At 67.1% G+C, this 11,792-nt stretch carries 7 protein-coding genes; 1 reads left to right on the top strand and 6 read right to left on the bottom strand.

Going from position 1 to position 11,792, the window contains the following annotated elements; translation table 11 throughout:
* Positions 1 to 105: 105 nt before the first annotated feature.
* From NWF22_RS07500 to NWF22_RS07490, 3 genes are all read right to left on the bottom strand, one after another.
* Positions 106 to 1,359, bottom strand: a complete 1,254-nt coding sequence (locus NWF22_RS07500) for a pyridoxal phosphate-dependent aminotransferase (RefSeq protein WP_160903800.1) — start codon at positions 1,357 to 1,359, stop codon at positions 106 to 108.
* 147 nt (positions 1,360 to 1,506) lie between these two features.
* Positions 1,507 to 4,920 carry a (Fe-S)-binding protein gene (locus NWF22_RS07495; RefSeq protein ID WP_160903799.1) on the bottom strand — a complete coding sequence of 1,138 codons (3,414 nt, stop codon included), beginning with the start codon at positions 4,918 to 4,920 and terminating at the stop codon, positions 1,507 to 1,509.
* 230 nt (positions 4,921 to 5,150) lie between these two features.
* Positions 5,151 to 6,539 (bottom strand): WS/DGAT/MGAT family O-acyltransferase, encoded by a 1,389-nt coding sequence (locus NWF22_RS07490; RefSeq protein WP_160903798.1) that lies wholly within the window; start codon positions 6,537 to 6,539, stop codon positions 5,151 to 5,153.
* A gap of 233 nt (positions 6,540 to 6,772) precedes the next feature.
* Between NWF22_RS07490 and NWF22_RS07485 the strand changes: the two genes are divergently transcribed.
* A complete protein-coding gene (locus tag NWF22_RS07485) occupies positions 6,773 to 7,423 on the top strand; it encodes a SanA/YdcF family protein (protein WP_160903797.1) in 651 nt (216 codons plus the stop codon).
* Here NWF22_RS07485 and NWF22_RS07480 read toward each other — a convergent pair.
* The 3 genes from NWF22_RS07480 to NWF22_RS07470 all read right to left on the bottom strand — a co-directional run bounded on the left by NWF22_RS07480 (position 7,363) and on the right by NWF22_RS07470 (position 11,745).
* The gene (locus NWF22_RS07480) at positions 7,363 to 8,130 is read right to left on the bottom strand and encodes a GAF and ANTAR domain-containing protein (protein WP_160903796.1); all 768 of its coding nucleotides are present in this window, start codon (positions 8,128 to 8,130) and stop codon (positions 7,363 to 7,365) included. The two genes, NWF22_RS07485 and NWF22_RS07480, sit on opposite strands and share 61 nt — an antisense overlap.
* 101 nt (positions 8,131 to 8,231) lie before the next feature.
* Positions 8,232 to 9,461: an acyltransferase gene (locus NWF22_RS07475; protein WP_160903795.1), complete on the bottom strand. Its 1,230-nt coding sequence runs from the start codon at positions 9,459 to 9,461 to the stop codon at positions 8,232 to 8,234.
* A 148-nt stretch (positions 9,462 to 9,609) separates the two neighbouring features.
* The gene (locus NWF22_RS07470; RefSeq protein ID WP_258321353.1) at positions 9,610 to 11,745 is read right to left on the bottom strand and encodes an acyltransferase family protein; all 2,136 of its coding nucleotides are present in this window, start codon (positions 11,743 to 11,745) and stop codon (positions 9,610 to 9,612) included.
* Between the last annotated feature and the right edge of the window lie 47 nt (positions 11,746 to 11,792).

The following is an 11,792-nucleotide window of genomic DNA, read 5'->3' as shown; positions in this document are numbered from 1 at the left end:
AGTCACGGGAAGGGGCGGCCGTGTGACGTGACTGGAAACCGCACCAACAGAACGACCCGAGGGGATATCCCCTCGGGTCGACGTCAGGAAGCGGATTTCAGGAGGTCACTGTCGGTAGGACGACAGGAAGTTGCCGATCCGGTCGATCGCCTCGTCGAGGTCGCGGGCCCAGGGCAGGGTGACGATCCGGAAGTGGTTGTGGTCGGTCAGATTGAAGCCGGTGCCCTGCACCACCAGGATCTTCTCCTGCAGCAGCAGATCCTGGACGAACAGCTCGTCGTTGTGGATCTCGTGCACGTTGGGGTCCAGCCTCGGAAAGGCGTACAGCGCGCCCATCGGTTTCACGCAGCTGACACCGGGGATGGCGTTGAGCTTGTCCCAGGTCACGTTGCGCTGCTCGAAGAGGCGCCCGCCCGGTGCGACGAGCGCGTCGATGCTCTGATACCCGCCGAGGGCCACCTGAATGGCGTGCTGGCCGGGCACGTTGGAACACAGCCGGGTCGATGCGAGGATGCCGAGTCCCTCGATGAAGCCGCGCGCATGCTCCTTGGGGCCGGTCAGTACCAGCCAGCCGGCCCGGTATCCGCACACCCGGTAGGCCTTGGACAGTCCGTTGAAGGTCAGGCACAGCAGATCCGGCGCGAGCGAGGCGACATTGATGTGCTCGGCGTCGTCGTAGAGGATCTTGTCGTAGATCTCGTCGGCCATGATCAACAGCGAATGCTGCCGGGCGAGTTCGACCAGCTGCTCGAGCACCTCACGGGAGTAGACCGCGCCGGTCGGGTTGTTCGGGTTGATGATGACGATCGCCTTGGTGCGGTCGGTGATCTTGGATGCGATGTCGGCGACGTCGGGGTTCCAGCCGTTCTCCTCGTCGCACCGGTAATGCACCGGGCGGCCACCCGACAGCGAGGTCATCGCCGTCCACAGCGGATAGTCCGGTGCCGGGATCAGCACCTCGTCGCCGTCGTTGAGCAGTGCCTGCATCGTCATGGTGATCAGCTCGGACACGCCGTTGCCCAGGATCACGTCATCGACGTCGAAGTAGGGGAAGTCCGGGATCAGCTCATATCGGGTGACCACCGCGCGGCGCGCCGACAGCACGCCGGCCGACTCCGAATAGCCTTGCGAATAGGGGAGTGCGTGGATCATGTCGCGCATGATCACGTCGGGCGCCTCGAACCCGAACAGTGCCGGATTGCCGATGTTCAGCTTCAGAATCCGATGTCCCTCGGACTCGAGCCGGGCCGCGTGCGCGTGTACCGGACCCCTGATCTCGTAGCACACGTTCTGCAGCTTCTGGGACTGCTCGAGTGGCTTGAGGTTCTGGTTCAGATGCGATACATGCGGTCTACTCACGAGTTCAATTGTGACAGTCCAGCGCAAACGGGTTTTCTGGGCACCGGTGTCCGTGGCAGCGGTGGTGTGGCACACACCTCGAAACGACAACACCACCTTGGTTGCATTCCAAGGTGGTGTTGCCGAAATGAGGTGACGGCCTGCTGACTACGAGTGGCCGGGCCGCTTCTTGCCCGCGGCGATCCCGAAGCCCTTGGCCTTGGAGGCGCCGGCCTCGGCGATCGTCTTGTCCGGAGACCCGTTGGGCGACGGTGCCGATTCCTCGGCAGGGGAATCGGTTTCGGTCGAGTCCTCGACAGGTGCTTGCGCCGTCTCCGGCTCTGCCGCGGGCTCGGCCGGTTCGGGTTCGCGCGCAGCCGGCTCCGGCGTCGCGGCCGGTGCCGCCGATGCCTTGCCGATTCCGCCCGGCCGTTTCTTGCCGGCGGCCATGCCGAAGCCCTTGGCCTTGCCGGGCTTGGCTTCCGTGGCGGCAGCTGTCGTGGACGGCGCTTCGTCGGCCTCGGCCGTGCCGGCGGCCGGGGCCTCGGCCGACTCGGCGGGAGCCTCCGGCGCGGCCGGTGCCGACGGCGCAGCTGCGGCAGGTGCCGCGGCCTTCCCGATCCCGCCCGGCCGCTTCTTGCCCGCCGCCATGCCGAAGCCCTTGGCCTTACCCGCCTTGGCCTCCGTCGCGGCGCCGCCGGTATCGGCGGCTGCGGCTTCGGTGTCGGCGGTCGGTGCGGCCTCGGGCGCCGACTCGGCTTCGGCGACCTTGTTCTCGGCCGGGGCGGTCACGCCGGCCGCGGGAGCAGCGGCGTTCGATGCCGCGCCCGGACGCTTGGCCTTGCCCATGCCGAAGCCCTTGGCGGCCGGCTTCTTCTCCACCGGTGGGTTGTCGGCCGACGTGGTCGCGGCGGCCGACTCCACGGCCGCCGACGACTCGGCCTGCGCCGGTGCGGGTGCCGCGGAACCGGCGTCGGCCTTGGCCGCACCCGGCTTCTTGGCCTTGGCGCCCATGCCGAAGCCCTTGGCGGCAGGCTTCTTCTCCGCAGGCTTCGTCTCGGCGGGCTTCGTCTCGGCAGGCGCGGCCTCCGCAGGCGCCGCGGTCTTGGCCGCCGCACCGGGCTTCTTGCCGCCCTTCATGCCCAGGCCGACCTTCGGCTTCGGCTTCGCCTCGGTCGCCGTAGCGGTCGCAGCAGCCGCGACGGCCGGCTCCGGTTCCTTCTCCGGTTCGGCAGCGGGCTCCGGTTCGGCGCTCGGCACCGACGCCGGGCCGAGGTAGCGGCCGCCGCGCTCCACCTCCGGCGCACCGCGCTTGACCGACTCGAGCAGCAACTGGGCGACGTCGACGACCTCGATCTTGCCCTCTTGCTCGGTGTTCGACGTACGGGCGGTGACCCCGTCGGTGAGCATCACGCGGCAGAACGGGCAGCCGGTCGCGACCTTCTGCGGAGCATCGCCGTTGGGGGTACCCAACGTATCCAGCGCCTCGTCGACCCGGTCGATGTTGATCCGCTTGCCGATCTGCTCTTCCATCCACATCCGCGCGCCACCGGCGCCGCAGCACATGGACCGTTCGCCGTGACGCGGCATCTCGGTGAGGTTGGAGCCGGACGCGGCCATCAGCTCACGCGGGGCGTCGTAGACCTTGTTGTGGCGACCCAGGTAGCACGGGTCGTGGTAGGTGACGCCCTCGCCGAGCGGGGCGACCGGGACCAGTCGCTTCTCGCGGACCAGACGGTTGAGCAGCTGCGTGTGGTGCACCACCTCGTACTTGCCGCCCAGTTGCGGGTACTCGTTGCCGATCGCGTTGAAGCAATGGGCGCAGGTCACCACGATCTTCTTGCGCTGTTGCGGTGCCGTGGCGAAGACCTCGCCGAACATCTCGATATTCTGCTGGGCCAGCATCTGGAACAGGAACTCGTTGCCCGCGCGGCGTGCCGAGTCGCCGGTACAGGTCTCGCCCTGTCCCAGCACCAGGAAGTTCACCGCGGCCACGTCCAGCAGTTCGGCGACGGCCTTGGTGGTCTTCTTCGCGCGGTCCTCGTAGGCGCCGGCGCAGCCGACCCAGAACAGATACTCGAAGCCCTCGAAGGTCTCGACGTCCTGGCCGAACACCGGGATCTCGATGTCCATCTCGTCGATCCAGGCGGTGCGGGCCGAGGCGTTCTGGCCCCACGGGTTGCCCTTGTTCTCCAGGTTCTTGAACATGCCGGCCAGCTCGGTCGGGAAGTCCGACTCGATCAGCACCTGGTAGCGGCGCATGTCCAGGATGTGGTCGACGTGCTCGATGTCCACCGGGCACTGCTCGACGCAGGCACCGCACGTGGTGCAGCTCCACAGGGTCTCGGTGTCGATGACCGCACCCAGCGCCTCGGGGTCGAACTCGCCGTCGGCGGCCTCGATGCCGTCGCCGCCGCCGAGCGCACCCTTGCTCTCGCCGACCAGCTTGCGCGACGCCTCGGCGCGCGCGGACTCGGGAATCGCGTTGAGCTTGGCCTCGTCGACGTTGCCGTCGGCATCGACCAGGCCGACCTCGTCGCCGGCCATGTCCTTGCGGCCGCCGGCCATCAGATAGGGCGCCTTGCCGTAGCCGTGGTCGCGCAGCGACATGATCAGCAGCTTGGGCGACAGTGGCTTGCCGGTGTTCCAGGCGGGGCACTGGCTCTGGCAGCGGCCGCACTCGGTACACGTGGTGAAGTCGAGCCAGCCCTTCCAGGAGAAGTCCTCGATCTTGCCGGCGCCGAACGCGTCCACATCCGGGTCGGCGGTCTCCATGTCCAGGACCTTGCCCTGGCTCAACATCGGCTTGGCCGCACCCAGCGCGACCCCGCCGTCGGCCTCACGCTTGAGGTAGATGTTGAAGAAGGCAGAGAACCGGTGCCATGCGACGCCCCAGTTGATGTAGTAGCCCACCACCGCGAGCCAGACCATGCCGCTCATCAGCTTGATCACCGCGAAGATGGACACCAACGTCGGGCTCGCCGGCAGCAGCTTCGCGACCTGCATGGTGAAGAAGTCCGAACTGGCGTTCGCGTGGCCGTAGGTGGCGATCTTGCCGGCCTTCACGAAGATCATTCCCAGCCCCTCGAGCAGGACCACCAGCTCGACGAAGTATGCAGCGCGGAAGTTCGATCCGGAGAAGCGGGACAGCCGCTCGGGCAATCGAGGGTGGTTCATCTGGCGGATCGCCATCAGCACGAGGATGCCCACCACGGTGGCGATCCCGAGCAGCTCATCCCAGAGATGCCAGATGAACCAATTGCCGAACACCGGCCAGTGGAACTCCGGGTCGATCGACTGGCCGTAGGCCTCGAACCACAGCAGGAATCCGCCGAGGAAGCCGACCATCACCAACCAGTGAGCCCACCCAACCGTGCGGAACTTGACCATCCGCGTGTGCGCGATGAACTCCTTGAGCATCGTCATCAACCGGGGGCCGATGGGGAAGAACCGCGCGCGCTCGACGCTCTGGCCCTGAGCCATCGACCGCAGGATTCGCCAGATGCCGCGGAAGAAGATGGCCCAACAGAACAGACTCAAGACTGCTGCGGTGGTACCGATGGCGATCGTCGTGGAAGTCACGGGCGCGTCCCGGCCTTTCTTTGGGTCGGCATCGGCCCGGTTGCGCAGGGCTTTGGCGCACGTGGGCCGACGTGTACTACAGGTAACCGTAGTTCCTGAGGGTGGACCTGCGCTGCCAAGGCTGACCTAACTAACGCTCGGTGTCCACCGCTGTGTGCACCAGGATAATACTCACGAGTAACTTACTGTCGAGTCAGCTTGGGGTCGCCCCGCGAATCGTGTGGCACGCCTCACGGGGCCACGCCCGCAACCTTCTCCAGATCGCCGAGCGCAGTGTCGAGGTGGGTCAGGATGCGCTGCAGGCTCGGCAATTCCTTGCGCGCACCGATGAGTCCGAAGTTCACCTGGTCGCCCGTGGTGGTGACGGTGATGTTGAGTGCCTGTCCGTGCATGACGATCGACACCGGGTAGCAGCCGTCGAGTTGGGCGCCGTTCCAGTACATGGGCTGAGCGGGTCCCGGCACGTTGCTGATCAGCACGTTGAACTGCGGTGGCGTGGACCGCAGGAAACCCGGAATGGGGGCCAGTGCCAGCGGCGCGAATGTCGCGGCCCCGAAGGTCAGGGCCTGCAGCGGCGTCAGCCCGCGGATCACCTGCTTGGCCTTGCGGGTGGAGGCGACCACCGCCGACAGTCGGCGTTCGGGGTCGGGTTGGTCGGTGGCGAGGTTCGCCATGATGGCGGTGACCGCGTTGCCTTCGCTGCTCGAGTCGTCGCGCATGGACACCGGCATCGCGGCGATCAACGGCTCGTCCGGTAGTGCGTCCTGGTCGATGAGGTAGGCACGCAGCGCGCCCGAGCACATCCCGACGACGACGTCGTTGAAGGTGATGCCGAGCGCGCGACCGATCGCGTCGAGGCGGTGGCGTGGCCACTGCTGGGCGGCGAACCGGCGTGCGCTGCCGATCGGCACATCGAGGATGGTCTTCGGGGCCGGTACGAACGGCGAGGCGAAGTGGTCGTCGGTGACCGCGGTCCAGGCGATCTTCGCCGCGGCGGGGGCGGCGCCAACCACCTGGCCGACGACGTCGATGGCCTGACCGATCGGCGCGGTGATCCGCGAGAGCAGTGACCTGGGCGGACGGGGCCCTCGGCGGCGGATCAGCGCCGGGTCCCACCACGCCGTCCCGTGGCGGGCCTCGGGATCCGGGGACAGTGAGTTCTCGAGAAGTCGCAGCGCCGACACGCCGTCGATCAGCGAGTGGTGAATCTTGGTGTAGACGGCGACGCGCCCGTCGTCGAGGCCCTCGATGATGTGCAGCTCCCACATCGGCCGGGTTCGGTCGAGCAGGGCGCTGTGGTTCAGGGAGACGTAGCGCAGGAGTTCGCGGATGCGGCCCGGGGGCGGCAACACGGCTCGCCGTACGTGATAGTCGACGTCGATGTCGTCGTCGAACGACCAGGCCAGCGTGCCGACCAGTGATGCCGGTGACGCCGGCCGCTTACGGAAGAGGGGCCGGATCTCGGGGCAGGAGTGGAACGTCTCGAAGATCTCCTCGGCGAGCTCGGTTGCCGACTGTCCGGCGCGGGGGATGAACAATTGCAGGCCACCCGCGTGCATGGGTTGCTCGCGGGTCTCGGCGATGAGAAACATCGATTCGGTGACCGGCATATAGGGCATCGAGACAACCTCCGGGGGTTCTCGGGCAGTGCAACGGCGCGGCTGTGCGTCGTTCCAGTATCGGTGTGGAGCCGGTCGGACATGCGGTTTTCGTCGAGCGATTTCGGCGACGTCGGGTCGGTTCGGGCGCGGGTAGACTCCTGCCAAATGGTGGGTGGAGCGCATCGTCGGGACCGCGCGCAACGCCCCGCTGCGCCTCGGACGCCACACTCGGGCGAAGGTCCCCGCGGCTGATGCTGTCGACGGTGGCGCGCTGGGTGGTGATCATCGGGTTGGTGGCAGCCGAACTTGTGATCACCGTCGCCGGAACCTGGATCTACTTCTCCTCGGCCGGAAGGGTTCTCGACGCCGACGAGGTGCCGCCGGGGTCGACTGCGCTGGTGTTGGGCTCCCTCGTCGACGACGGGCTACCCGGCAGCTACGTGCGGGGCCGGCTCGACACCGCGCTGGACCTGTATGAGAACGGTGGGGTCGTCCGGATCATCAACTCGGGCAACGGGAGTGCCGCAGCCGGCGACGAACCCGCGGTGATGCGCAGCTACCTCGAGGAGCGCGGCGTCCCGGCCGACGACATCGTCGACGACCCGCTCGGAATGGATACCGATGCCAGCTGCCGGCGAGCTCACGACGTCTTTGGTGTGCGACGCGCGGTGATCGTGACCCAGGATTTTCACGTCTCCCGGGCCATCGCGCTGTGTCGTTCGTGGGGGATCGACGCGACCGGGGTCGCGGCCCGGTGTGAGTGCGCCACCTGGACGGTCCTGCGCAACCATCTGCGCGAACTGTTGCTGGCGAGGCCTCGGGCCTTGGTGGGTCTGCCGGTTCAGGACGTCGAATCGTCCGCGGGCTCGGCAGAACTCCACGGTTCGGCGTTGACCACCTGAGCCGCCACCGCGGCGAGCGGGGTGTTGGACTCCTGGGACAGCTGCCGCAGGATGTCGAAGGCGTGGACCGCATCGATGCGGTAGCGCTCCATCAGCATGCCCTTCGCCTGACCGATGATGTCGCGACTGGCCACCGCACTGCGGAACTGCTGGCCCCGTCGTGCGCTGCTCAGCGCGATGGCGGCGTGTGCGGCCAGGGTGGTGGCGATGTCCTCGGTGTTGTCGTCGAAGCCGTCAACGTTCTCCGAGAAAAGGTTGAGCGCACCGAGTTCGAGGTCGGTGACGAAGAGTTGGATCGACAGGATCGAGCGGACCGGTGTCTGTTCGGCGACCTCCCGCATCAGGGCGGGCCAGCGCGGCTCGTCGGTGGTGTCGCAGATCAGGACGGTCTGCTGGGTCCAGACCGCCTCGAAGCACGGACCGTCACCCTGTTCGTCCTGGAGCTTGTCGAACAGCCGGGGGACATCTCCGGTCGCGGCGACCGACGACAATTCGGGCGGCTTGTTCTGTCGGTGTTTGCGAACGACCGTGGCGCCCGCGTGGTCCACCCGCGGGAGCAGCTGCACAGCTGTCCGGGTGACCGTTTCCAGCAGTTCGTCGGGTTCGACGGCCCCGGGCGATGCGCCGTGGACCGAGCGAGCCAATCGCGCGATCTGTGCATGGACGGCGGTAGGGTCCGCCGCGGACCCGGCTCTCGGGTTGGTCATTGCTGCCTCCTCCGAACGCAACAAGGTTGTGACAACCGCAACTCGGCCATTGTCCCAAAGCAGCGATTCACCGTCGACAGTCGAAGACGGTCCGGGTGGCCTCAGCGAGTCGCGCGATGGATCGGTAGTCGTGGACGCCCGGTGAGATACACCGAACCGGGCAGACGCCGTAGCACTTCCATCAGTAGCAGGGAACCGGCGATGGTGAGGAGGTAGGTGGCGATGGTGCCCAACGGCTGTCCGAGTGTGGCCAGAATCCAGGGTCGATCACCCGATTGGGGTTTGAGCACAAAGTAGAGCACCAGCACATGCGCCAGGAAGACCCCGAACGACCGGTTCGACGCAAACGCCACGACCCGCGCGAATCGTGGGGTGAACTCCCGCCACGTGGTGCCCCAGTGCGCCGCCGCGGCATACAGGCAGGTGACCGCGACGACGAGGAACGGCAGCAGCCAGGGGAAGAACGCGGAGTCGTGGTCGTGCACCGGTTGCCCGCCGAACCAGACGCCGCCGAGGTACACACCCACGGCGAGCGCTGCGGTGGCCACCAGGGCGCCGCACAGCCACCAGCCCTTCCCCTGCAACCATCGGCCGATGGCATCACGATGGACCGCGGCCACCGCGCCATAGAGGATGAAGAACTGGTAGGGCACGAATGTCGCGTAGTGATGCCACCAGTACTCCGCCACCGATGGCGTGGGAGTCCAGTAGGTGATGATCACGGTGACCGCGACCTGGACGGCGAGACTGGCACCCAGCAGCAGTCCGTGACGTCCCGTCGTGCGGCGAACCAGCCACAGGATCAACGGGAACAGCAGGTAGACCTGCAGCATCACGAACAGGAAGTACATCTGGAAACCCGACAACCCCCAGGCGACGAGCTTCCCGTACTCGCGCAGCCCGCCGATCGGGTCCGAGATCAGCTCGCCGACGCGGCCGCGCGCCCACACCTGCTGCACCAGCCAGTAGATGGCCGACCAGATCAGGTACGGGAAGACCACGAGCTTGATGCGTCGACGCCAGAATGCCGTGCTCGAGAAGTCGGCCTTGTCGTAGTTCTGGTACATCAGCACGAACCCCGTCAGGGCGAAGAACGTGTTGCGGGTGAAGTGCAGCAGCAGTGACGTCGTGTTGACCGGGAGGTTGTTGAATTCGTCGGTCGTCTGGGTGAGGCAGTGGACGAAGATGACCAGCGAGAACGTCGTCGCCCGGATGAGGTCGAGGTGATGGAGGTAGGCGCGCTTGCCGACCCGGCGGATCGTTTCCGCCGACCCCACGGGGGCGGTCGGCATCGTCGATCCGTCGTCGTGCGTCGATACGGAAGTCGTCATTCGTGTGCCAGGGCCTCAAACTGCTCGATGGCTGGTCCGCCGATGCGCGGATCGCGCGCTCAGAGTAGTAACCCTACCTGGGCAAAGACTGAGTGGTCGGCGCTGACCGCGCAGGTGGGCCGGCTCCCATTGTGGCCGGTGACGGGCTTCACCACCACTGCAGCGCCGGGCCGAGGTCGGCATCGACGGCCGGGATGAGGCTGCGGACGAAGGTCGCCGACAGATGGTGGTAGTCGTGCCAGAGCAGGATGTTGCCGACCACCGCCGGGCAGTAGGTGGGGTCGCACATGGCGTCGGTGTAGTCGAGGAAGTTCATGTTGGGGTAGTCGGCCGCGATCGCCGACGCGGGGTCGGTGGGGGCCAGCGCCCGATCGCGGTCGACGCCGCACACCTCCGGCTTCTTGCCCTCGGCCAGGCATTCCGGCGGAGTGAGTTTGCCGTGTGCCCAGGGGTTGTCGCGCACGGCCACCACGCGCTGACCGCGGTCGCGGAATTCGGCGAAGATGTCCTTGTAGTCCTGGGGGACGAAGTCGCCGCGAGCGCCCTTGCCCTCTACCGGGCGGGTGGAATTGGTGAACACGACGTCGGGTTTGTCGGTGGCGAGCCGATCCATCACGCGGCGTGACCAGTCGTTGCACTGGTAGTACTTCTGCCCGAACCAGATGAAGACGTGGCTGGTGGTCAGGGCGCACCCGACCTTGAGATACGTCGTCACCTTGAAGCCGCGCTGTTTGCCGATGGCGTCGAGCGCGGTGATCCAATACTCGGCGTGTGAGCCGCCGACCAGTGCGACGGTCCGCGTCGCATCCGGGTCGCCGTACATACCGACGTGGATCGACGGGTCCTTCCACCCGGAGATCACCGAGTCGTAGGAGGTGATCGGCCAATCCTTGTCGACGACCTCGGGGCTCGGTTGCGGATCGACCTTCGGCACGGCTGCACCGTCGAGGAAGGCGCGGGCGCCGGGATACAGACGCGGATCGAGGTTGGCGGTGTTGACCGTCGCGGTGGCGGCGTTGCGCTGCCAGACGACGGCGGTGGTGCCGGCGACGACTGTGGAGATCACGATGAGCGCGACCAGGCCGCGACGGAGGCCGCGCGAGACGCCGCTCGCCCGCCCGGCGCGCAGCGGGGTCTCGATGAACCGGGTGGTCAGCCACGCCAACAGCAACGACACCGCGAGGATGCCGGTGCCCTCGAGCCAGTTGACGTCGTCCTGGTAGCGCCACGCCAGGTAGAAGATCAGTAGCGGCCAGTGCCACAGGTAGAGCGCGTACGCGACCGAACCGAGCCACACCAGCCGCGGATGGGCCAGTGTCCGGCTGACCGCGGCGGGCGCCGCGGTCGCATCGGGCAGCGTGGCCGCCGAGCCGATCCAGATGAGCAACAGGGTCGCCCCAACGGGCACCAGGGCCATCACACCCGGATACTGCTGTACGCCCGAGATCCACCACCCGCAGGAGACGATCAGCGCGAGGGCGATGAGACCCAGCGCATTGCGTAGCCAGGCCCGCATGGGTATCCGGGGCAGCCAGACGGCCAGCAGACCGCCGGCCAGCGGCTCCCAGAGGCGTGCGACGGTGTCGTAGTAGTTGAACGGCTGATTGATCCCATGCCGGTAGTTGGCCCACGCGAACGACACCAGCGCGACGGCCGCCAGCGACACGCCCACCACAGCGCGGACGGCCATCGGGTTGGCGAAGACGGCGAACCGCCGAGCCAGTGCCCGCAGCACTCCGCCGAGGGCCAACGCGCAGAGCAGGGTGAGGACAAAGAACTGCCCCTGCATCGACATCGACCACAGATGTTGCATCGGGCTGATCGCCGAGTCAGCGGCCTGGTAGTCCTGCGAATCGAACGCCAGATGCCAGTTCTGGTAGTACAGCGCGCTGGCCTGGATCTCCGCGCCCAGCGGACCCCAGCGGGTCTTCGGCATGATCAGCGCGATCATCGCGGTGACGAACACCAGGACCACCAGCAGTGCGGGCAGAAGTCGCCGCACCAGCCGCCACAACCGCGGCCACGGATCGACGGCACGTCGCCACGACACCGACGCCGGCTGGGTCGCCAGCACATGCTTGAGCAGCGACGCCACGAAAAAGTAGCCCGACAGGGTCAAGAAGACGTCGACGCCACCGGACACCCGGCCGAACCACACGTGGAAGATGGCGACGAGTGCGATCGCGACACCGCGCAACCCGTCGAGATCCAGCCGGTACCCCGAGGTGTTGCCGGTCGCGGCATCCTCATTCGGGGTCCTGGTGGAGGTGACGGCCGTGCTCACAGGCAGGGATGTTACGTGGCGCGGCAGCCAGAACCCGCATTTGAGCG

Origin of the sequence: Gordonia mangrovi, assembly GCF_024734075.1 — a bacterium.
GTDB lineage: Bacteria > Actinomycetota > Actinomycetes > Mycobacteriales > Mycobacteriaceae > Gordonia > Gordonia mangrovi.
This window is presented reverse-complemented; position numbering and strand designations above follow the sequence as displayed.